Origin of the sequence: Cytophaga sp., assembly GCF_051961495.1 — a bacterium.
Classification (GTDB): domain Bacteria; phylum Bacteroidota; class Bacteroidia; order Cytophagales; family Cytophagaceae; genus Cytophaga.
Genome location: NZ_JBQCDF010000005.1, coordinates 1 through 23,360, shown reverse-complemented (window position 1 = coordinate 23,360; position 23,360 = coordinate 1). Strand labels below are relative to the sequence as shown.

Genomic DNA, 23,360 nt, shown 5'->3' with positions numbered 1-23,360 from the left:
TATTACGGGTCTTCTTTCGTATATGCCAATCGATGCTCAATAAACAACCGGCATCTTTAAAGTTCCGCTTTTTTATTCAATTATCACAATGTAGATGCTAGTTTCCAGACGAAAAAAGTACTAAGTACAGAGTACGGAGTACTAAGTCTTTACTAGAAACTTTTTTTACTCTGTACTCCGTACTTTATACTCTGTACTACTTTTTATAAAACAACCACAGCGCAAAGAACATCAAACCCATGGCTGTTAATTTTTTCCAGCTTACGGGTATGCTTACACCCGTGAAAATGCCAAAGTGATCAATGACTGCACTGGTAGAGAGCTGTGCAATAATCAAGATCATTAATACATTACCAATACCTATTCTGGGAACAAGCATCACACTCATCATAACATATATGGCTCCCAGCAAACCGCCGGTTAATTTCCATACGGGCACCTCACGAATCAACATGAAATTTCCCTTTCCAAGCAGCAGCATGCCAATAAATAATGCAATCGTACCAACAAGAAAGGAGGTAAAGGAAGCCTCAATCGTGCCGATTTGTTTGCCTAATGCGCCATTTACACCCATCTGAAAAGCTACAGCAATCCCTGCCAACGCTACCAACATAAACGATACTGTATCCATTTTCATAATTTTTTTAGTTTGTTCTGTAATCCCATTGAATTGTCTGTTCAGGTTTTATTTTTCAAAAACCTCCTCTGTTCTATTTAAAGACTCATTTTTGACCGTACAACTAAGGCAATCCCCTTAAAGGTTCAAAGTTTTTAAATAAAAAATTATTTTTTACGATTTCAGGCTTACTTTTTGCGTATAGTCCGGATATATGATTGCAAATTCAGATATTTGCTCTATATTTAAATCATAATTTAAAAAGCGCCTTACGTTTAACCTTAAACACTACCCTATGAGATAAACCTCTACGTTAACCAAACACATACGGATATGAAAATGAATGCTATCAGTGATTCCACATTGGTTTCACAGTATATCCAGGGAAACGAAGCGGCTTTTGCAGAACTCATAAAAAGGCACAAATCCAAAGTTTACACCACCATCTACCTGATTGTAAAAGACCGTTATTTAGCGGAAGATCTTTTACAGGATGTCTTTATTAAGGTTGTCCACAAAATGAAAGGCGGGCAATACAACGATGAAGGCAAGTTTTTACCATGGGTAGTCCGCATTGCGCACAATCTTGCCATTGATTATTTCAGACGCAATAAACGGTATCCAACGATCGTTATGGATGAAGGAATGAATATTTTCAATTCTCTTGACTTTTCTGAAGATTCTTCGGAATCCATTCAGATCAAGGGAGAGAATGAAGCGTTAATCCGTTCTTTAATCCAAAGATTGCCTGAAAGTCAGCGGGAGGTTGTTCTGATGCGACATTTTTCCGATATGAGTTTCCAGGAAATTGCTGATGCCACTGGAGTAAGCATAAACACTGCTTTGGGTAGAATGCGTTACGCTTTGATAAACCTCCGCAAGGAGCTGACGAAGCAACCCAAACCGATTGTCTATGATAAAAACGTTTACCCAAAATGATGTTATCCGATTTGTTTATGATGAAGTAAGTCCTGAAGAACGTTTCCAGATGGAGGGTCTTTTGCTTATTGACGCCGAGTTCCTGAAACTGTACAACAGATATTCAGCCACCAAGTCCTTAATCAAAAAAACCTGTCTTGAACCTTCAGAGAATGTCATCGACCGTATCTTAAATTATTCAAAAACGCTTACTTTGCAGCAGTAAACGAAAGTTATGCAGCGCAAAGAACGATTTGAAAAATTTCTGAATTATTTCTCAACCCATTCACCCGAACCTGAAACGGAGCTCGTATACTCAAACCCATACGAGCTCCTGGTTGCGGTGAGCTTGAGTGCGCAATGCACAGACAAGCGGGTTAACCTCACTACCCCAAAACTTTTTGAACGCTTCCCTGATCCTTACGCATTGGCGCAGGCATCTTCCGACGAAGTGTTCAGTTACATCCGCAGTATTTCCTATCCAAATAACAAAGCCAAGCATCTGGTCGGCATGGCACAAATGCTGCTTAAGGATTTTAATGGTGAAGTCCCCTCCACTGTTGAAGAACTTATTAAGCTTCCCGGCGTAGGCAGAAAAACAGCAAATGTCATTGCCAGCGTAATCTGGCAGCAGCCAACCATGGCTGTGGATACACATGTTTTCCGCGTTTCCCGCCGCATCGGACTGGTTCCTCAAACAGCTACCACTCCCCTGGCGGTTGAAAAGCAGCTCATGAAATACATCCCCACAGAACTGGTGCACAAGGCGCACCACTGGCTTATTCTGCATGGGCGCTATACCTGTCTGGCCCGCACGCCCAAATGCGAAGTATGCCCCCTTACCGAAATATGCATGTGGTACGCCAAAAATATCGGCAAAGCTCCTAAATCAGATAAATAAGCTTATCTTTACATAACAATTGCGTTTTCACCGCAAAGGCTACCTCTAAAAACCCGGTTATTTATCCGTTTAAATAATTGCATCTTACTGTTCAACCTATCTTTTTTGAACTTTGTGTGGTATTAATATAATTATTGATAAGAAAAGTGCTTTGACATCGGGCCCGATTCAGGCCATGAACGGCGCTACCTTTTACAGAGGACCCGATTACAGCGACGCCCTTACGTTCGAATTCAAACAGGAGAAAATTTTTGTCGGCATCAATCAATTAAAAATCATTGATATCGACAATGCTGCCAACCAGCCTTTTTTCAGCGCTGACAAACGTTACTTCGTTTTATTCAACGGTTCCATCTACAACTATAAAGAACTTGCCCGGAAGCTGGAATTGAAGTATGTGTTCAATACGCATTCCGATACAGAAATCTTACTATACTGGCTGATTGAATACGGCATTGACGGGCTGCGCGAACTGAACGGTATGTTTGCCTTTGTGTTCTTCGACAGACAAGAAAACCGTATTATTCTGAGTAAAGATATGTACGGCATTAAGCCAATGTATTATTACAACGATGATAATTATTTTATTGCGTCTTCAGAGATCAAGGGTATTCTGGCTTCGGGACTTGTTGCAAAGCAATTCAACAGTTCTCAGGTGCAGCACTATCTGCAGCTGGGTTTTGTACAGCGCCCGTTTACATTCTATAAAAATATCTATGAACTGAACGAAGGCGCTTATCTGCAATTTGACCGGCACGACTTTAAAGTTAAAAAATTCAGCATCACACCATCCATTGAATACTCTGACCTGAACTCGGACACGCTGGTAAGTAAACTGAATGAATACATTGAAAAATCCATTTCCAAGTATCTGGTTTCGGATGTACCCATTGGGTTGTTCATTGACAACAGCATCAGCTCTGCTATTCTGTTGGACAAGATTTCAAAAGCCGGCGCAAAAAATATTCCTGTGTTTGCTTTTGAATCAAATGATCCGGCAAAAAACGATGCCATAAGCGAATTGATTCAGAAATATTCATTCAATCACATCACCATTACTCCGCAAACACTGAACAAGGTTACCTTTAACACCTTCCTTGCAAGTGTTGACCAGCCGGTAGGTGAATATGCATACTTTCATTCTTACCATCTTTCCAATCAAATGCACCCGTTTGTGAAGGTTGCAATTTTAGGAAACGGTTCAAATGAGTTGGTCGGTAATTATTCCAAACACATTGCGTATTACAACTACCTGAAAAGACTGCTGCATCACAACCTGAAGATCAGTCTGTTTAAGACAACGCATCAGCTGTTGCCTTCACAGGGAAATAATTCCATCAAAAAAATATTCAAGAGCTGGAACAAGTACATTGAAAAGGTAGATAAGGATCCTATTCAAACGTATTTGAATTTCTGTTCTTCAGAAGTATTTCATGAAAAAAGCCAGGAGGTTTCAACGGAAGAATTGCTGGCGGAAAAACATGAAGAGATGTCATATTATCTGAAGGCTGCCTTCCGTTTTGACCAGACGAAAATTTTAGCATCAAGCACGCTGCCTGTCATTGACAAGACGATGATGCGCAATTCTATTGAAGCACGGTTGCCTTTCCTGGATGCAGATGTAAAACGTTTCATGGATTCCCTTGATCCGAAACTGCTCTTCAAACACGGTCATAACTGGATCTTGAAAAAACTGCTTAGCTACACAGATATTAATCCTAAAATGGTTTTTGAAACAGCTCCTACCCGTCCGCTTAACCTGGTAGATGTGAGTGATGCTTTCAATAAAGAAATACAGGATACGATCATGAATACCAGCCACCCGATCTACGAGTGGATCAGTGCGTCGCAGAAGGTTTCTATAAAGAAGAATCTGCCGGAAGGCGTACTTGCAACATTCAATGACCGCTGGAGATTGTTTTTGTTAATGAAATGGTATGACAAAGAGTTCTGATCGTCGTAACATATTAATCATTCATCAGCATTTTTGTCCGCCGGGAGGTTTTGGAAACAACCGCTCTTATGAAGTCGCCCAACACCTCGCCACACTTGGCCATACAGTTACTGTACTTTGCGGTGCAGGTAATTTTCAGCAACAGCCTGAAAATTTTTTCACAAGCACAAACATTGATGGTATCCAGGTGGATTGTATCGGCATCGGGTACGACCATCATATGAATTACCTGCGCCGTGTCTTGTCGTTTATTACCTTTTTTTTGAGTTGTTGCAGACATGTAAGCAGATATAAAAAAAATACCGATGTGATCTATGCTGTAAGTACGCCGATAAGTGTTGGCCTTATCGGATTGTGGTTTCAGAGAATACTAAAGAAGCCCGTCTTTTTTGAGATCGGTGATTTGTGGCCCGATGTGCCGGTGCAGATGGGCATTCTGAAAAATAAATTATTTATTTCATTCCTTTATAAACTGGAAAGTTTCATCTATCAAAAAAGTAAACATATTGTTTTGCTTTCTGAAGGCATGAAAGAATACCTGCTAAAGAAAAATATTCCGGAAGAAAAATTTACGGTGCTGTGTAATGGCACCAATACCGGACAATTTGCACCTGCTGTTGATAAAGCAATATTGCGGAAACAATATGATCTACCCACCGATACATTCATCGTGTTATATGCAGGCACCATGGGGCTTGCCAACCGGCTGGAGTTATTTATTGATGCGGCAGAAAAAGTTGGGCAGACAGGCAATCCGCAGATCCGTTTTTATTTTATTGGCAATGGCAATCGTTTAACGGAAATAAAATCATTGGTTGAGAATAAAAAATTAAGCAACGTTTCCTTTATTGAAAGTGTGCCAAAGGCTTATGTGAGTGATTATTTTAAATTAGCAGATGCGGGCATTGTATCGTTTGCCTCCTTTAAGATTCTTGAAACAAACAGTGCCAATAAATATTATGATTATTTAGCATGCGGCCTGCCGGTAGTGATCAACTACGGCGGATGGCAAAAGCAAGCTCTTGAAAAAAATCATTGCGGGTTTTCCGTTTCCACAGCCGCACAGGCCGCAGAAACGTTTGTTACCCTTTTATCTGATCCGGAATTGTACCGGCTAATGTCTGCTAACGCCCGCGCGCTGGCTGTACGCGAATACAACCGGAAAGAAATTGCTCTCCGGTTAAGCAAGCTTATTTTGCAGCATTCTTAAGTGGCGGTTTGTAACCCGACAGCTTGAATATTTTTGAAGCATCCTGCTCATCCATCAATTCCTGCAAGGTCACTTCCGGATGTTCGTTCATATATTTACGTACGATCTGCCAGCCCAACCAACGGCCAATTCGGCCCGGACAATCATTGCTGATTTCATTTACAAACGGACCTTCACCGGTGTATTGTTCAACAATCTTACGGCTTGTCTCGAATAGAATCTTACGGTCTATGAAATGCCCCCATATCACCGGCAGGTTGGCATCAACGGCTGCAAGCTCTTTTGAAGAATAGCCAATGTTTAATGAGTCCGGCAGATCCGGCAACACACGTTCTACAAAATAATGTGCCTTACCATAGTAAATCATTTCTGCCAACAGTGTTTCATCCGCTACATTATTTTTATTGAACTTCGTTGACATTCCCAATGCCATCATTGGTATCATATAAGGCTTATCATAGCGGCTCAGCATGTACTCATAAATGTTTGGACGATGCGCAGCCTTCGGGCCCATATACCAATCCAGACAAACAACAATGGCTGAATCAGAAAAAGACATATCCGGCTCCATCAAACCTGAGTAGATCGTATATACTTTCGGTTCCTTGAAATCTTTTAAATAATATTTCATGAAGCGGAACATGGTAGTCAGATCATTCTTCTGTGATTGCATATCGCCCCAGCCGTTTACAACTTCAGCACCGAATGCTTTCAAACCCGGATTGTTATAATGAGCAAACATATGATCCACATCTTCCGGCATCGGTTTCTTTGCGATCGCTCTCAGATATTGTTTAAAAAATGCCGGGTATTTAAGAAAAATAGCTTCGATATCTTCTTTTTTCGTAACTGCCAACAGTTCTTTATCGATCCGGTATAATTGCGCCGACACTTCTATCTCTTCTGCTTCTTCCGGCTTAATTACCTGTTTTTCAACACTGTTACTAAGAGGTTTTTCCTCTTGCCCACAGGAAGTCAGGAAAGGTATAAATAGTATCGCTATCCAAAATTTCATAATTTTCAATATCTTTGGTTCCAATAAAACTAACGACAAATCTATGAAAAAAATATCGCTTCTTTTTTTATCAGGCTTTTTAGTCCTTTCAGGCTTCTCACAGGTTACTTTAGGCTTACGCCTTTCGCCTGCGCTTTGCATGAACCGTGTGAAAGACACAAAGAATGACAATTTTGATATTTCAAATAATGGTTCAGGAATGCGCTTTGCCTTCGGCCCAACGGTTGATTTCAAATTCGGCGATAATTATGCGTTTTCAACCGGAGCCTGGTATATGAGTACAAGAGCGGGTCTTACGTTTAAAAATACAGATCCTTCTGTCAATTATACATACAAAGAAATTGTGAGCTTGCAATCTGTGCAGATCCCGATTACATTCAAAGCATATACCAATGAAATTGCTACGAACATGAAACTGTATTTCCAGTTAGGTGGTCTGGCATCCATTAATTTCTATGAGAAATTTAAAGAGTCGGATCCCAGTACTTCCGGCGACTATGATTCTAAATACAATGCGTTTAATGTGTCCTTATATGTTGGCGCAGGTGTCCAATATAAGCTGGGTGAATCAAACGCATTATTCGGTGGTTTATACTACAACCGTGGTTTAATGAACCAGTTTGACAGCTCGTCCATTTCAGGCACCAACTTTAAGCTTAAAGACAATGCTAAATACAACACCGATCTTGTTGGTCTGGAAGTGGGCGTTACCTTCTAAGCACGCATTCATAATCAATCATAAAAGGAGCTCTTTAGCTCCTTTTTTATTTAACGCAGTTCATACCACTCACAGAGCACTTTATTTTTCCAGCAGATGGTATTGCCGACCTGCAGCTGAATGTTTTTTGTTTTATTGTTTTCATCTGCCTGTTCCTGAAAATATTTTACGGCATCATTCCGGTTGTTTATATAGCGATCTATGAATACGCCGCCTTCCAGCACCGGTGCTGCTACCTGAAAAGAAACAGTTGTTGAATCACCCGCATGCATTTCCATGGTTGAATAAGGTGCACGCAGCAAAAAATTCTGAAACTCCCCGATCCAGCTGTATTGCATATTGATTCTTACCATCAACGGATACCTTGATGCAGGTACCTGAATGGTGTCGTTTATGTTCCGTTCTTCAGCAAAAATTTTTCTGAAATCCCGCTGCTGCTGAACGTTACTGCTTCTGAATAATATCATCTCTTCTTTCCCGCATGAGAAGGTGTCCGTTATATAATACCGATTATAGAGCATTTCCTTCAACCGGGTATCATCAAAGAAATTGTAGTGCTGATCAATACTGCCGGTGCTGTATAAAATATATTCCGGTGCCTCATAACCGTTATATGCGACAGCATTCAACAGGTCCAGTTTTTGAGTATACGCCTGGTAACTTTGAATTACCGGCCTCGGTGTATAATTCATACTGTTCATGATTGGTAAAGAACTCTCCCAGGGAATAATATCTACCGATGCATGACCAATTTCTTTTCTGATATATTCCGGCATTACTCTTTTAGAAATCTGTCCACTGTAATCCGGCTGCTGAAATACCGAATACGCATAAGCAGGCAATGCCAATGCTTTTTTGAAGGGATAAAAATAATCCTTGAATGAAATGGTAATGCCTATGCTCACCAACCAGAGTACAATGACCGTCCACTGCATGAAAGCCGGCCGGTATGCGCTCATATACATGCATACAATCATAAACGGCGGTGTGCAGTAAAAAAAATCTTTCAGGTGCTCAATGTCTGCCCGCACATAAGATTGCTTGAATACAACAAACAATAATAATATAAACACGCTGCTCAGTATTTTTTGTGCCGTGTTGTTGTATTTAAATTCTTTCAGAATCAATGCCAGGATACTGAAAAATACAGCAAGTACAATACCTGCCAGCATGTTCTCCAAAAAAGATTGCGGGTAAAGATATACGGCATCTCTATATCCCATAACCAGCTCCAGTCCGGTTGTTACATAACTGCCAAGGCTTACAGGCAGCAGCAGCGAAACGCTATATATAGAAACTGCCAAACAGCCGAGTATGACACAAGCTTGTTTGATGCTTACTATTTGTACCCGGTTCAAATACAGGATGTATAGTATAAAGACCAGTATACTTACAAATGCAAGATTGAATTTGATGTAAAAAATAAGTGTTGTAAGCACAACCGCCTGCAGTAGCAACATCCATTTTTTTTCGTGTTTAAATTGATTGAGGTAGAGTATCGCCAGCAGCTGCAGCGTAAATACAAGAGACAGCAGCATGGCCTGTTTGTAGAAGAAACATGCTGCCAGAATAACTGCAGCCCTGCGCCAGGTAAATGTTTCTTTAAGGATTTTATAAACGATGTAAACAAAAGAACCGGCAATGTACAGATCAAAAAACAGGAGTACCCACATAGCGCTGCTCCCTGTAACTACGCGGGTTGATAAAAACGAGAGCGGACCATACGTAAAAATGATCTCTTCACCCCAGATGCGCTGCTCCTCCCAGGCACGGCTCAACGAGAGCATCCAGGAAATATCAACAGAAGTAAAATCCGCAGGCAAATTAATGTTGGAGATAAACTGCAGCGGCCAGATACACGAAAGCGCCATACAGGCAAGGATAATTTCCTTATGTCTTAAAACAGATAAAATTCTTTTGTCTGAAAGAACCGGCATGTAAAAAGTTAGTTTATATCAATCTACTACATTGGCAGCAAAAAACCATTTTGAGGCAAGATAAAAATGATGCCGGATTGCTGAAGATTAACCCCCCAAGGGTTTATTGTTATTGGTCTTTTGTCCTGGTTCAATCAAACCCTTGGAAGGTTTTAGCTCTGACAGGATGTAAAAACAAAAAGGGTCACGCAAAATGCATAACCCTTTTTGTTTATTCTATCCGTGAATTTTATTTTTCGTTACTAATATAATCTTCACTTCTGTAATCCTCTGTCGTTGCTTCGCTTTCCATGTCAATGTTCAGCGAACCTTCGTCCAGGAATTTGAATTCTGTTAAACCCAGTGATGAATCCGTGCGCAGCTTCACCCAACGGAAATACTTTAAGAACCATTTTGTTCTCTTTGAAATAAAGCCTGTAGTGAAATAAGCATAAATGTATGGATGCAGTACCAGCGTAATGTTCTTTTCATTCTGCTTGGTGATGATGTAATCCAATTTATGCTCAATCTGGTCTGTGATTGCAATACTGGCGCTGATCTTACCGGTTCCGTTACACGTAGGACAAACTTCCAATGTGATAAGGTTTGTCTGCGGTCGTACACGTTCTCTGGTGATCTGCATCAAACCGAATTTAGATAACGGAAGAATGACGTTTTTAGAACGGTCATCTTTCATTTCCAATTTCATGCGCTCGTATATTACTTTGCGGTTATCGAGATTTTTCATGTCGATAAAATCCACTACAATAATACCGCCCATATCTCTCAGCCTTAGCTGGCGCGCTATTTCGCGGCAAGCCTCAAGATTTGTATGCAACGCTGTTTCTTCCTGACTGGTTTCGTTATTTGATTTGTTGCCACTGTTCACATCAATTACGTGTAATGCTTCAGTATGTTCAATGATCAGATAACCGCCGCCGGATAAACTTACAGACTTACCAAAAAGTGTCTTCAGTTGTTTTTCAACCCCTGTAGATTCGAACATTTTGGTTTTGCCCTGATATAATTTTACCAGACGCTCTTTGTCAGGAGCAATGTTTTTAATGTATGAGCGTAGATCATCATACAACTCTTTCGTATCCACATTGATGCTGTCGAAACTTTCGTTCAGCATGTCGCGCAGGATAGAAGATGTACGATCCAGCTCGCCAATGATCAGGTCTCTTGGCCTTGCTTTTTTAAGAATAGCAATCCCGTCTTCCCAGGTTTTTACCAGATTGCGAAGATCCTTATCCAATTCAGCCACTTCTTTGTTTGAAGCAACCGTACGGATGATTACACCAAAATTTTCAGGACGGATAGATGAAATCAACCGCACCAAACGCTGGCGTTCTTCTTTATCAGTAATTTTTTTGGATACAGAAACTACGTTGGAGAAAGGCACTAAAACCAAATAACGACCTGCCAGTGAAATTTCACAGGAAAGTCTCGGCCCCTTAGTCGAAATAGGTTCTTTTACAACCTGAACCAGGATCGGAGTCCCCTTGTCAAGTACCTGACTTACTTTACCATCTTTTTTTATCTCCGCCTCTAACTCAAACTTTTTGAGTAAGGCTGGAGTGGACGCTGAGGTAATTGCAGCCTTTGTGAATTTGGTCAGGGATTTAACCTTCGGACCAAGATCAAAGTAGTGCAAAAAAGCGTCCTTTTCATACCCAACATCTATGAAAGCGGCATTCAACCCAGGCACAACTTTACGCACTGTGCCCAGATAGATATCACCAACATTAAATTTACGGGCATGATCCTCAAACTGGTATTCGACAAGCCTTTTATCATTGATTAAGGCTATACGATCTCCTGTTTGAGACGAACTTATAAATAATTCGTTGCTCAACTCGCTACTTGTTAAATGTAAAAGGTCCTAAAATAGGAATAAGCCGGAATCTGAGAGAGACCAGCTTTTCTTATATAAAATATAAACGTAAGAAGAGATTACTTCTTCTTATGTCTGTTTTTTCTTAGGCGTTTTTTTCTTTTGTGAGTAGCAATCTTGTGTCTTTTTCTTTTTTTACCGCAAGGCATAATCGTAATAGTTTAAATGTAAATAATAATTTTAATTTGTGTCTTTTAAGTAGCTTTCAAGTATTGCCTGAAATTCAGGATCGTTATCCAACCCCTGTGCTAATTTAAAATATTGGTTTGCTTTCGCTTTGTTTCCTAATTCAAGGTAGCTTAATCCCAGATAAAAGGTTCCCGAAGCATGCTTAGGGTTCACTTCAATCAATGTCTTAAAGCGTTGTGTTGCTTTTTCGTATTGGCCGGATTGCATCGACAAATATCCAAGATTGAATAAAGCCGTTTCATTTTGAGGATCTTCTTTAACTACATCCTGCAAAAGTTTTATTCCGGTCATCGGGTTTGACGTTGTTACATACGTCATGGCAAGCTTTGATTTTGTATCCAGATTCCCGCCGTTCAGTTCAAGTGCCTTTTTATAATAAAGCCTTGACTTGTCCATGTAAGCAGGTTTATCGTTTACCGAAACCAGATCAGATGCCTGCATATAAGCATCTCCTGCAGCAACCAATGTTTTCTCCGTTGGCGCTAAGATTGCAATTTCAGCAGAATACTTGGCAACGCTGTCGTATTGGTGAAATTTTGTGTAATAGGCCAAAATCGAGTCTGCAAAGATACGCTTTTTTTCTTTATCCGAAACTGAATAATAATTCTTTGTGAAATCCTGGATCTTTTTTTGGTCATCCGCACCAGGTTTGTGCGTATGCTTTTCGGCCATTAACTTACCTATTTCATTTAAAGAATCTGAGCCTGAAGCTGTTGCTTCTCCTCCCTGCACCTGTTCTTTTTCTTCTGTTTTATTGTGTACCAAAACTTTAGGTAAACTGAACACAATACCAATCCCAACAACGGCAATTAAAATGGCGATTACTTGCTTTTTTTGCATGATTTAAGAAAAGAAAGAGCCTGCATGAACATACAGGCTCAACTTATTTTATTTCGTTAAAGGGCTTGAAATATTAGTCAACCTCTTCATCCACATTGCTGTACTTCTCAGCCATTACCTTTACTTTTTTGCTTGATTTGATTTTCTCAACGAAAACCTTGGCAGGCTTAAAGCTAGGAATGTAGTGCTCATCAATGATGATTGCCGTGTTTTTAGAGATGTTACGTGCTACTTTACGAGCGCGTTTTTTGTTGATAAAGCTGCCAAAACCTCTTACATAAATGTTGTGGCCCTCAGACATAGAGTCTTTTACTACCTTAAAGAACGCTTCTACCGTTGTTGTAACATCAGCTTTGTCGATTCCTGTTTTTTCTGCGATTTCGTTAATTACGTCTGCCTTCGTCATTACTCTATATTTATTAATAATTATATGATACTTAATATGTTCAAAAATAGCTTACAAAGTTAGGGTACTATTCGTGAATAAAAAATATATTTACTGAATTAATCCTACATAATTTTGTGTAACATAAGTGGTTGAGGAACACACACCTATGGTGATAACACCAGATATTGAAAAAAAGTTTTCTAAAACACTGATTAATTGGTATTTAAAAAACAAAAGGGAACTCCCGTGGCGGGAAACCCAGGATCCGTATCCCATATGGCTCTCCGAAATTATTTTACAACAAACCCGCGTTCAGCAGGGAATGTCTTACTATTTTTCCTTTCTGGAGCAGTTTCCAACCATTAACCACCTGGCAAATGCTTCCGAAAAGGAAGTTTTATCACTCTGGCAAGGTCTTGGTTATTACTCCCGAGCCCGAAATTTACATAAAACCGCCCGTATTATTATTACCGATTTTAACGGAGTGTTCCCTAATACTTATAAAAGCCTGCTTGAATTAAAAGGCGTTGGTCCATACACAGCAGCTGCTATTGCTTCTTTTGCCTTTAAAGAACAGGTGGCAGTAGTAGATGGCAACGTGTACCGGGTATTAGCTCGTATCTTTGGCATTTATGAAGATATTATGCTGAATGCCAGTAAAAAAACTTTTTATGAATTAGCACAAAGACTTATCCCTAAAAAGGATCCCGATATTTATAACCAGGCCATCATGGAATTTGGTGCGCTCTATTGTACGCCTGCCAACCCGGATTGCCCTGCCTGCATCTTCAACCAGATCTGTGTAGCAAACAAAGCCGGTGACCAGGCTATCCTTCCGGTAAAAAGCAAGGCGAAGGCAAAACAGGAGCGGTACCTGCATTACTTCATGATCCGCTGCGGAAATTCTATACTTATGAAAGAGCGGGGACCAAATGATATCTGGCAGGGTTTGTATGAGTTTATGCTGGTCGAATCAAAAACCCCAGTTTCATTTACAGAAGTTCTGAAACATGCAAAAGGAATTTCAAAGAAAAACATCACAGCCGAATTTGCTTCGCCTAAACATGTTTTAAGCCATCAAATATTACATGCCCGGTTTTATACCGTTGAAGTCGAAAAAGCCGAATTCGAAAAGTTAAAAGTACAGTATAATCTTGAAAAAATTGCGCTGAAAGACCTTCCTGCAACACCCAAGCCTGTTTTGATTTCCAGGTATTTGAAGGCTCATAAATTTTGACTACCTTTATTATAATATAATAAAATTTTTCAACAGCTAAAACAATTTAAATTAATCATCATGGCAGGAATTAACAAAGTAATTCTGGTAGGAAATCTTGGAAAAGATCCTGAAGTACGTGCGATCAGCACTGATCGTAAAGTGGCAAATTTTTCGCTTGCTACTACTGAGTCTTACAAAAACAAAAACGGCGAACGCGTTGACCAGACTGAGTGGCACAACGTAGTTTTTTACGGCCCGATTGCAGATGTAATTGAACGTTACCTTCGTAAAGGAAGTCAGATTTATGTGGAAGGTAAAATCCGTACACGTTCGTATGACGACAAAGACGGCGTTAAAAAGTACATCACTGAAATCATTGGTGATACCATGACGATGTTAGGCTCAAGAGGCGGTTCTCCGGATTCCCCTGCAGGTTCATCATCCTCAGCTTCATCACAATCATCACCTGTAATGGAAAGCGCAGGCTCATTCGAACCACAGGCAAGTGGTGCTGATGATCTTCCTTTCTAATGTTTCACTAAAAGAATTGTTTGTTGGAACGATCCGCTGATCCTTACCCCGTTTGTAATTTAACTATATCTCCCTCAACAGTTGTTATAGTTAGTGCATAGGCAATTCATCAAGCCTGTTGCCGGCATTGCGCCTGCAACAGGCTTTCTTATTTTACATTACATTCTATTTATAAAGTTTTATGTCCGAAGGGAGTAAACAGAACAAAAAAGGAACTGATTCATTTTCGAAATATGTACGCAAGCTGTTTGGTATTGCTGAAATTACCGATAGCCAGCGTGAATACATCGAAAAGCTGGAGCACGAATTAGAGTCTGCCAAAGGTAAACTCAGCACCCGCGAAGAAAAAGAAATGATCCGCGGACTGGTTAAATTTGGTAACATCATGGTGAAGCAGATCATGTGTCCGCGCATGGATATGGCAGCCGTCGATATCGCCCTCAATTATCAGGAACTACAGGAATACATCAGCACCTGCGGCTTCTCCAGGATTCCGGTATATAAAGAATCTGCAGATAAAATTGAAGGCGTTTTAAATATTAAAGATCTTTTTCCGTTTTATAACAAACCCCATGATTTCAACTGGCAGCAACTCATCCGCAGCGTTGAATTCATTCCTGAAACAAAACTGATCGAAGAGTTGTTGCGCGAATTTCAATTGAAACATTTGCACATGGCCATTGTAGTAGATGAGTACGGCGGCACTGCCGGATTGATCACCATGGAAGATGTAATTGAAGAAATCGTTGGTGATATTCACGATGAATATGATGACGATGAGAAACCGTATGCAAAGCTCAGCGATAACAGTTATCTGTTTGAAGGAAAAATTTCACTGATGGATTTCTACAAAGCTATCAATCTGCAAAATGATGATGTGTTTAATGAAGTGAAAGGTGAAAGTGAAACATTGGGCGGACTGCTGCTGAATATCCATTCAGACATGCCACGCCTCGGCGATGAAATAACCTACGAAGGTTATGTGTTCAAGATTGATGCTGTAAACAGCAAACGTATTTTACGTGTTAAAGTAATTGTTCCAGAAAATTCAGAAAATGAAAAGTAATTTATTTGTTTCGGTAATTATCAGCTTGCTTATTCTTGCGTCCGCCTGCAGTAATGAAGAAACTACCTTCATGCCAAAACCAAAAGGTTACAACAAGATCGAACTCCCTGCGCACAGCTACGATACGCTTACAGGCGACTATCCATATACCTTTGAATATTCTTCCATGGCGAAGATCATTCCCGACACTTCCAAGACTGCTGAACCGTACTGGATCGACATCTACTACCCTGACTTCAGAGCCAACATTCAGATCACCTATAAAAAAACCAACAACAATCTTAAAACCATTGATGAATACATCAAGGATTCACATACGCTGGCAAACAAACACAATGTAAAAGCATACGCGATCGATGAATTGGTTACCGATAACAAAAACGGTTATGCCGTGAAGGTATTTGAACTGAGCGGCGATGTGCCAAGCCAGGTTCAGTTTCACGCAACCGATACAACAAAAAATTTCCTGCGTGGTGCTGTATATTTCAGAACATCTACCAAGAATGATTCTCTTGCGCCAGTGATCAAATATATGAAAGAAGATGTGATGCACTTGATCGAAACACTTAAATTCAAATAACCAAAATATAAATTCCAAATAGCAAATAACAAATTCCAAACTGCTATAAACTTCTTCAGGCGATTTTTATTCGTTTGTTATTTGTTTTTTGGAATTTGGAATTTCAAAACGAATGTCAAATATTCTTGATACGAAGATAGAGTTTCTAAAGGGGATTGGTCCGCAAAAGTCTGCATTGCTCAATACCGAGCTGCGGATTTTTACTTTTGAAGACCTGCTCTACTACTATCCTTTCCGCCACGAGGATAGAAGTAAAATATATTCCATTAAAGACATCCACGAAGACTTGCCTTACATACAGGTGCGTGGCCGGATCACCGGCATTTCCAGCCAGGGTGTCGGACCAAAGAAACGATTGATCGCCTATGTACAGGACGATACAGGCATTCTGGAACTGGTGTGGTTTCAGGGCGGAGCATGGATCGAAAAAAACATTCAGCCCAATGCGATTTACGTAGTCTTTGGCAAGCCCAATCTTTACGGACGCAAGCTGAATGTCGTACATCCGGAGATGGAGCTGTATTCCGGAGAAAATACAGAAAAAGGTTTGCAGCCGGTTTACAACGTTACCGAAAAACTAAAAGCGCGCGGCATCGATAGCAGAGCCATTTCAAAATTAACCGAACGGTTGGTTAAAGAGATTGCATCCAAACTTCCTGAGATACTGCCTGCAGCCATCATCAATCAGTACAAGCTGATCTCACGGGCTCAAGCCATGGAATGGATTCATCTTCCGCCTAACGCCAATGCACTTGAAAAAGCAAAAGCGCGCCTGAAGTTTGAAGAACTTTTTTTAATTCAGATCAAACTCCTGCATCAGCGCACCTATAGAAAAGTACATTACAAAGGTTTTGTATTCAATCACATTCCTACGCTGAATGTTTTTTATAAAGAACATTTACCCTTCGATCTTACCGATGCACAAAAGCGTGTGGTTAAAGAAATATACAAAGACGTATGCTCAGGTAAGCAGATGAACCGCTTGCTGCAGGGTGACGTAGGAAGCGGAAAAACCATCGTGGGTTTTCTGTGTATGCTCATGGCCATTGATAATGGCTACCAGGCTTGCCTGATCGCTCCTACCGAAATTCTTGCGGCGCAGCATTATGAAGGATTGAAAGTACTTGCAGACAAAGTTGGTTTAACCGTTGCCAAACTTACCGGTTCCTCAAAAAAGAAAGAACGTGATGTTATTCACCGTGATTTGCTTGATGGCAGTCTGAAAATATTAATCGGCACACACGCCATTCTTGAAGATGTTGTGCAGTTTAAACAATTAGGCATCTGCATCATTGATGAGCAGCACCGCTTTGGTGTGGCACAGCGGGCCAGGCTCTGGAAAAAGAATACAGATATTCCGCCGCATGTGCTGGTCATGACAGCAACGCCCATTCCGCGCACGCTGGCAATGACGCTATACGGCGACCTTGATATTTCGGTGATTGACCAGATGCCGGCTGGTAGAAAGCCAATTGCTACTTCGCATAAATACGACAAAGACCGCCTGCTGGTATTCGGTTTTATCCGCAAGCAGATCCAGGAAGGAAGACAGGTATACATTGTGTATCCTTTGATTGAAGAGTCTGAAAAGCTTGACCTGAAAGATTTGATGGATGGTTTTGAAAGCATCAACCGCGCATTTCCGGAATATCCGATCAGCATTGTGCACGGACGCATGAAGCCGGCAGACAAGGATTTTGAAATGCAGCGTTTTGTTAAAGGCGAAACCAAGATCATGGTTGCTACAACGGTGATTGAAGTTGGTGTAAACGTGCCCAACGCCAGTGTGATGGTGATTGAAAACGCGGAACGCTTCGGACTTTCACAATTGCACCAGCTGCGCGGCCGTGTTGGTCGTGGGGCTGATCAATCCTATTGCATACTGATGACGAGTCATAAACTTTCTGCGAATACCAAAACACGTATCGAAACGATGGTGCGCACCACAAACGGTTTTGAAATTGCCGATGTGGACCTGAAACTCCGCGGCCCCGGCGACCTGGCAGGTACACAACAAAGCGGTGTGCTCGACCTGCGTCTCGCCGACCTGGCGCAGGATTCACAAACCCTGCAGCTGAGCAGGCAATCGGCTATGGAGCTACTGGACTCAGATCCGGATCTGTTAAAGCCGGAGAACCGCATGCTGCGCAGTTACATGGAATCAAAGAGTCGCAATAGTAAGGAGTGGAGCAGGATAAGTTAGAAAGCCTAACGCAGAAGGCCTAGGGCTAAAAGCTTTGAACCGGTTTTTTTAGCATTGATTAAAGATATACATGACATCAAATGAATAAGCATCATTTTATTTCCACCTTCTTTTTCTTACTAATCAGTTTGGCTACAAGCGCACAATCTGCTTATAAAAATATTGTGCTGGAAGGAGGCGGTATTCGCGGCTTTGCTTATATCGGCGCTTATGAAGTGCTAGACAGCCTGCATATCCTAGAATCGGTGGAGCGTGTTGGCGGCAGTTCTGCCGGGGCCATACAGGCAGCATTGCTCGCTGTGGGATACACACCGGCAGAGATGCAGGAAATTGCGAAAACAATTCCACTTAAAAAATTCAATGATGGCGGCTGGTCTGTAATCGGCGGTACAAGAAGACTGCGTAAACAATTTGGCTGGTACAAAGGAGACGCCTTTACCGAATGGATCGGTGAACTGATCACTAAAAAAACAGGTTCTGCAGAGATAACATTTGCTGAGCTGCATACCCAGAGGCTTTCAAAAGGATATAAAGATCTGTATGTAACAGGTACCGATCTGACTTATCAATGCCTGCGAATTTTTTCTCATGAACAATATCCAAACATGTCTATACGTGATGCAGTGCGCATTTCCATGTCTATTCCTCTATACTATAAACCGGTCTTAATAGATGATGCCGGCAAGGTTTATGCAACACAAGCATCATCAACAAAGCCACTGCACATGATGGTCGACGGCGGTGTGCTGTCTAATTATCCCATCCATATGTTTGATTCAACCAAATATACTTCGAACTTTGATTCCATAAATGCATACTATTCCAATCCGCAAACACTGGGCATTCTGCTGGAACGTTCTGACCAGATCAAATACAATGTTGAAAATTCAGGCGTTGCAGCTATGGATATTACAAAGATGGATCAGTTCGCTTCGGCGCTTTATTTCACATTGGTAGACAAACCCAATCCGGAGCTCTCACAAGTTTCTACTATTAAAAGAACAATAAGTATCGACAACCTGAATCTCTCGCCGCGTGTGCGCAAGCTTGATCCCGAAACGGTCAATGCGCTGATCGCGAGCGGCCGCGCAGGTGCATTGAGTTTTTTTCAAAGAAAATAATTTGTTTCTGTTCAATAAGTATAAAACAAAAGATCCCGCCTTGAGAGCGGGATCTTTCTACTATAACAACTAAAACCAAATTATTTTGTCGCAAGAATAAACAATCCGACATGGCCAATTTTATCGGCAGTCTTGTATTTGTTTACTTTGATGTCTACTGCGTACTCACCAGCAGATGGCGGTTGGTAAGAAACAACAGCAGAGTTTTTAAACTCACTGTCTTCAGATACTTTTACCCAGCTGCCGTTTTCATTTTTATAAACAACTAAGGATATATCTTCAATGTTTTCGTCGCCCAAGCCTGCAAATATATAGGTTAGCGAATTCGTCAGGTCAATCATTGTATAGTTATCATCCAATGCAAAATCAAATTCTGCTTTTGTGATGATGGCCTTACCGTCGTATTTTTTTTCAATTTCTTTTACGAACTCCAATCCTTGCTCCATGATAGGTTTGATGGAAAGTGAGGTTTGCGCATGTGTAAGCATTGTTGCACCAAAAAGAATCGCAACAGAGAGGATAAATTTTTTCATTTTGTTTTAGGGTTTAAAATGGGGATTTTGAAAATGTTAAACTAAAATTAGTTGTTTGAACGTCGATGTTGTGAAATGGTTTCATTTTCAGGCTTCAAGACTCAAAATACTTTTTTGATACCACCAAAAACAACAGCCAGGCGGTAAAAACCGCCTGGCTGTTGTTCAATTATTTATCAGAAACCTGTGCTCTACTATTGCTGCTGTTGCTGAGGCTCTGTTGTTGGCTGCTTTACCGTTTCCTTTTCAGGGAAAAAACGTTTCTGGTAAAGCAATATGACTGCCACTCCTACAAAGATGGATGCGTCTGCAAAGTTAAAAATCGGCCACAACGGATAATAACTTCCGCCAAACACCGGAACCCAATCAGGGATCAGACAGTTACAGATATCTACATAAAACATATCGATCACGCGGCCATGAAACCAAAGCATCGGTGCATTTGACGTTGGCAGGTCCAGGAACACACCATAGAAAGTGCTGTCAACCACATTTCCCATGGCACCACCAAGGATCAACGCAATACTCCACAGAAACCCAGGATGCATATTTTTCTTTGCCATTACATAAAGGTAATAGCTGATACCAACCATTGCCAGCAAGCGGAACAGGCTTAATACCAATTTGCCGTAATCCCCGGCAAGCTTGATACCAAATGCCATCCCTTCATTGGTAATATAATGAAGCTTGAACCAGTTGCCCAGGCGGAGATACGGATGTTCGTAGCCTTCAAATGGAAATGTATTGAACACCCATAGTTTAATGATCTGATCAAAAAGGATAACTCCTATCGTCAGCAAAAAGTATTTGGTATAGCGCATATTATTCGTGTAAAAGTGTAGTGTAAAGTGTAAGCTCTTACACTTTACACTCTACACTTTATACTGATTTTATTTTTCTATTTTCATGATAAGCGTTTGCTCATCCATTTCTACTTCCTTGCCATCAGCAAGTTTTTCAACTAACTCTAAGGAGAAGGCTTGCGTTTCTGTGCAGATGTATTCCTGGTTTGAGCTTAGCGCATTATTGATAAGTTCATCCACCTTCTGAATCGTAATGCGAATTTTATCCTGTACTTCAAGTCCCATGTCCTTGCGCAGGTTCTGTACACGGTTTACCACATCACGCGCGATACCTTCCTTGCGCAATTCATCTGTCAGTGTAATATCAAGCGCTACTGTAATACCGCTTTCAGAAGCTACCGACCAGCCCGGGATATCCTGAGAACGGATCTCTACATCTTCAGCAGTAATCGGGATAAGGGTGCCGTCAGCAAGTTTCAGGTTGTATGTACCACGCTCAATCGCTGCGATGTCGGCGGCCTGCAGTTCTGCAATCGCATTACCGATCTCTTTCAGCTTCGCACCGTATTCTTTTCCTAATTTCTTGAAGTTTGGTTTGATCGTTTTAACAACCACGCCTGAAGTGTCTTCAATGTATTCAACGGCTTTGATGTTTACTTCATTTTTGATCAGGTCTTCTACAGCCTGGATCTGTGTTTTCATCTTCGGCTGAAGAATCGGGATCAGGATGCGTGATAAAGGCTGACGCACTTTAATGGTCTGCGCTTTACGGATTGAGTGCACCAATGAAGAAACGCGCTGAGCAAGGTTCATACGCTCTTCCAGCTCAACATCCAGGTAAGCATCTATCACTTTAGGGAAGTCTGCCAGGTGCACAGATTCTACGCTGTTCTTCTTGCTTACTTCGTTCAGGTCACGGAACAATTTATCCATGTAGAACGGAGCAATCGGCGCGCCTAATTTCGCAACCGTTTCCAAACAAGTATATAGCGTCTGGTAAGCAGCTGTTTTATCTGCATTGTATTCGCCTTTCCAGAAACGTTTTCTGTTCAGACGTACATACCAGTTACTTAAATCATCTACCACAAAATCCTGTATCGCACGGCCTGCTCTTGTCGGTTCGTATTCCGCATACGAAGTCTCTACTTCTTTCACCAGCGACTGCAGCTTTGACAAGATCCAGCGATCGCTCTCCGTGCGGTTCCGCAAATCGATATCTGTTTCCGCGTACGTGAAGTTGTCAAGGTTTGCATACAAAGCAAAGAATGAATAGTTATTCTGAAGTGTACCGAAAAAACGGCGCTGCACTTCTGTAATACCATCCAGGTTGAATTTCAGGTTATCCCATGGCGGTGCATTGGTAATCATATACCAGCGTGTTGCATCCGGACCATATTTATCAATGGTTTCAAACGGGTTCACTACGTTGCCTACACGTTTGGACATTTTGTTTCCGTTCTTATCCAGTACCAGGCCGTTTGCAATTACATTTTTAAATGCAACTTTATCATACAACATACCGGAGATTGCGTGCAGGGTAAAGAACCAGCCACGTGTCTGATCCACACCTTCAGCAATGAAGTCTGCCGGATAGTTGTTGTTGAATATTTCTTTGTTTTCGAATGGATAGTGCCATTGCGCGTAAGGCATCGCACCTGAATCGAACCATACGTCAATCAGGTCCAGCTCACGTTTCATAGGCTTTCCCGAATCGCTTACCAGAACAATATTGTCTACATATGGTCTGTGAAGATCTTTGATATCTGTTGCTGTTTCGATACCCGCTTTCTGTGCTTTTACAATCTCCGCTTTCAACTCTTCTATCGAGCCAATACATTTTTCTTCCGAGCCATCTTCTGTACGCCAGATCGGAAGCGGTGTTCCCCAGTAGCGTGAGCGTGAGAGATTCCAGTCAACCAGGTTCTCCAGCCAGTTTCCGAAACGGCCGGTACCGGTAGATTCCGGTTTCCAGTTGATGGTTTTATTCAGTTCAACCAAACGGTCTTTCTTTGCTGTTGTTTTGATGAACCAGGAATCCAGCGGATAATATAATACCGGCTTATCTGTTCTCCAGCAATGCGGATACGTGTGCTCGTATTTCTCTACTTTAAATGCGCGGTTTGCTTCTTTCAGCTTAATGGAAATGCGTTCGTCTACACTCAAGTATTTATCACGGCCTTGCTTGGCACGCTCTGCTTCTTTTTCTTCGTCGGTTAAATAAGCTTCTTTCACATATTCACCTGCGTAGTCTGTAACCTCGCTGGTGAAACGGCCGCGTTTATCAACCAGCGGATATTCATTGCCCCGATCGTCTTTGGTAACGATGGATGGAATACCGGCAACCTTTGCAACGCGCGCATCATCTGCGCCAAACGTTGGCGCAATGTGTACGATACCTGTACCGTCTTCTGTACTTACGAAATCACCTGCGATTACGCGGAATGCAGGCGCGTCCGGTTGCAGGTATGGCATCAGCTGTTCGTACTCAATGCCGACTAAGTCTTTGCCTTTGAATTCGGTTTGAATTTTAAACGGAATAACTTTATCACCTGCTTTATAATCTTCAAGCGCGATGTCCTTTGCTTTGTCAGAAAAATATTTTCCAACAAGCGCTTTCGCTAAAATTACACGCACAGGTAATTGTGTATATGGATTGAATGTTTCAACCAATACATAGTCAATGTTCTCTCCTACAGCCAATGCACTGTTTGATGGAAGCGTCCATGGAGTTGTCGTCCAGGC

21 protein-coding genes are annotated in these 23,360 nt (G+C 41.3%); 12 read left to right on the top strand and 9 right to left on the bottom strand.

From position 1 onward, the window contains the following. Window positions 1-196 precede the first annotated feature (196 nt). A complete protein-coding gene (locus ACTHJT_RS00410; protein ID WP_440235567.1) occupies window positions 197-631 on the bottom strand; it encodes a DMT family transporter in 435 nt (144 codons plus the stop codon). Between the two features lie 318 nt (window positions 632-949). Here ACTHJT_RS00410 and ACTHJT_RS00405 point away from each other — a divergent pair, with 318 nt between their 5' ends. The 5 genes from ACTHJT_RS00405 (at window position 950) to ACTHJT_RS00385 (ending at window position 5,599) form a co-directional block, all read left to right on the top strand. After that, the gene (locus ACTHJT_RS00405) at window positions 950-1,555 is read left to right on the top strand and encodes an RNA polymerase sigma factor (protein ID WP_440235566.1); all 606 of its coding nucleotides are present in this window, start codon (window positions 950-952) and stop codon (window positions 1,553-1,555) included. Continuing rightward, the gene (locus ACTHJT_RS00400; protein ID WP_440235564.1) at window positions 1,530-1,760 is read left to right on the top strand and encodes a hypothetical protein; all 231 of its coding nucleotides are present in this window, start codon (window positions 1,530-1,532) and stop codon (window positions 1,758-1,760) included. The genes ACTHJT_RS00405 and ACTHJT_RS00400 overlap by 26 nt, the downstream gene beginning before the upstream one ends. 9 nt (window positions 1,761-1,769) lie before the next feature. Further along, window positions 1,770-2,435: an endonuclease III gene (nth, locus tag ACTHJT_RS00395; protein WP_440235563.1), complete on the top strand. Its 666-nt coding sequence runs from the start codon at window positions 1,770-1,772 to the stop codon at window positions 2,433-2,435. A gap of 112 nt (window positions 2,436-2,547) precedes the next feature. Continuing rightward, window positions 2,548-4,389, top strand: a complete 1,842-nt coding sequence (locus ACTHJT_RS00390) for an asparagine synthetase B family protein (RefSeq protein WP_440235561.1) — start codon at window positions 2,548-2,550, stop codon at window positions 4,387-4,389. Continuing rightward, the gene (locus ACTHJT_RS00385; RefSeq protein WP_440235560.1) at window positions 4,373-5,599 is read left to right on the top strand and encodes a glycosyltransferase family 4 protein; all 1,227 of its coding nucleotides are present in this window, start codon (window positions 4,373-4,375) and stop codon (window positions 5,597-5,599) included. The genes ACTHJT_RS00390 and ACTHJT_RS00385 overlap by 17 nt, the downstream gene beginning before the upstream one ends. Here the strand turns inward: ACTHJT_RS00385 and gldB are convergent. Continuing rightward, window positions 5,580-6,614 carry a gliding motility lipoprotein GldB gene (gene gldB / locus ACTHJT_RS00380; protein WP_440235559.1) on the bottom strand — a complete coding sequence of 345 codons (1,035 nt, stop codon included), beginning with the start codon at window positions 6,612-6,614 and terminating at the stop codon, window positions 5,580-5,582. The genes ACTHJT_RS00385 and gldB overlap by 20 nt on opposite strands. Window positions 6,615-6,657: 43 nt before the next feature. Here gldB and ACTHJT_RS00375 point away from each other — a divergent pair, with 43 nt between their 5' ends. Then, window positions 6,658-7,332, top strand: a complete 675-nt coding sequence (locus tag ACTHJT_RS00375) for a porin family protein (protein ID WP_440235558.1) — start codon at window positions 6,658-6,660, stop codon at window positions 7,330-7,332. 50 nt (window positions 7,333-7,382) lie between these two features. Here ACTHJT_RS00375 and ACTHJT_RS00370 read toward each other — a convergent pair whose 3' ends face one another. From ACTHJT_RS00370 to ACTHJT_RS00355, 4 genes are all read right to left on the bottom strand, one after another. Next, entirely contained in the window at window positions 7,383-9,269 is a 1,887-nt protein-coding gene (locus ACTHJT_RS00370) for a hypothetical protein (RefSeq protein WP_440235557.1), read from the bottom strand. A gap of 229 nt (window positions 9,270-9,498) precedes the next feature. Then, the gene (locus tag ACTHJT_RS00365; RefSeq protein ID WP_440235555.1) at window positions 9,499-11,106 is read right to left on the bottom strand and encodes an Rne/Rng family ribonuclease; all 1,608 of its coding nucleotides are present in this window, start codon (window positions 11,104-11,106) and stop codon (window positions 9,499-9,501) included. A gap of 219 nt (window positions 11,107-11,325) precedes the next feature. Beyond that, window positions 11,326-12,174, bottom strand: coding sequence for a tetratricopeptide repeat protein (locus ACTHJT_RS00360; protein ID WP_440235553.1), 849 nt, complete (start codon window positions 12,172-12,174; stop codon window positions 11,326-11,328). A gap of 73 nt (window positions 12,175-12,247) precedes the next feature. After that, window positions 12,248-12,601: an HU family DNA-binding protein gene (locus ACTHJT_RS00355; RefSeq protein WP_440235609.1), complete on the bottom strand. Its 354-nt coding sequence runs from the start codon at window positions 12,599-12,601 to the stop codon at window positions 12,248-12,250. Between the two features lie 127 nt (window positions 12,602-12,728). Between ACTHJT_RS00355 and mutY the strand changes: the two genes are divergently transcribed. The 6 genes from mutY to ACTHJT_RS00325 all read left to right on the top strand — a co-directional run bounded on the left by mutY (window position 12,729) and on the right by ACTHJT_RS00325 (window position 19,282). Then, window positions 12,729-13,799 carry an A/G-specific adenine glycosylase gene (gene mutY, locus ACTHJT_RS00350; protein ID WP_440235552.1) on the top strand — a complete coding sequence of 357 codons (1,071 nt, stop codon included), beginning with the start codon at window positions 12,729-12,731 and terminating at the stop codon, window positions 13,797-13,799. Window positions 13,800-13,859: 60 nt separating this feature from the next. Beyond that, the gene (locus tag ACTHJT_RS00345; RefSeq protein ID WP_440235551.1) at window positions 13,860-14,312 is read left to right on the top strand and encodes a single-stranded DNA-binding protein; all 453 of its coding nucleotides are present in this window, start codon (window positions 13,860-13,862) and stop codon (window positions 14,310-14,312) included. Between the two features lie 181 nt (window positions 14,313-14,493). After that, window positions 14,494-15,378, top strand: a complete 885-nt coding sequence (locus tag ACTHJT_RS00340; RefSeq protein WP_440235549.1) for a transporter associated domain-containing protein — start codon at window positions 14,494-14,496, stop codon at window positions 15,376-15,378. Then, window positions 15,368-15,958, top strand: a complete 591-nt coding sequence (gldD, locus tag ACTHJT_RS00335; RefSeq protein ID WP_440235548.1) for a gliding motility lipoprotein GldD — start codon at window positions 15,368-15,370, stop codon at window positions 15,956-15,958. The genes ACTHJT_RS00340 and gldD overlap by 11 nt, the downstream gene beginning before the upstream one ends. A 112-nt stretch (window positions 15,959-16,070) precedes the next feature. Beyond that, window positions 16,071-18,161 carry an ATP-dependent DNA helicase RecG gene (recG, locus tag ACTHJT_RS00330; protein WP_440235547.1) on the top strand — a complete coding sequence of 697 codons (2,091 nt, stop codon included), beginning with the start codon at window positions 16,071-16,073 and terminating at the stop codon, window positions 18,159-18,161. An 80-nt stretch (window positions 18,162-18,241) separates the two neighbouring features. Continuing rightward, window positions 18,242-19,282 (top strand): patatin-like phospholipase family protein, encoded by a 1,041-nt coding sequence (locus tag ACTHJT_RS00325; RefSeq protein WP_440235545.1) that lies wholly within the window; start codon window positions 18,242-18,244, stop codon window positions 19,280-19,282. Window positions 19,283-19,362: 80 nt separating this feature from the next. Here ACTHJT_RS00325 and ACTHJT_RS00320 read toward each other — a convergent pair whose 3' ends face one another. From ACTHJT_RS00320 to ileS, 3 genes are all read right to left on the bottom strand, one after another. After that, window positions 19,363-19,815: a hypothetical protein gene (locus ACTHJT_RS00320; RefSeq protein WP_440235543.1), complete on the bottom strand. Its 453-nt coding sequence runs from the start codon at window positions 19,813-19,815 to the stop codon at window positions 19,363-19,365. 194 nt (window positions 19,816-20,009) lie between these two features. Continuing rightward, window positions 20,010-20,636: a lipoprotein signal peptidase gene (locus ACTHJT_RS00315; protein WP_440235542.1), complete on the bottom strand. Its 627-nt coding sequence runs from the start codon at window positions 20,634-20,636 to the stop codon at window positions 20,010-20,012. Between the two features lie 69 nt (window positions 20,637-20,705). Next, the coding region (gene ileS, locus ACTHJT_RS00310; protein WP_440235541.1) for an isoleucine--tRNA ligase at window positions 20,706-23,360 on the bottom strand (2,655 nt) is incomplete at its 5' end.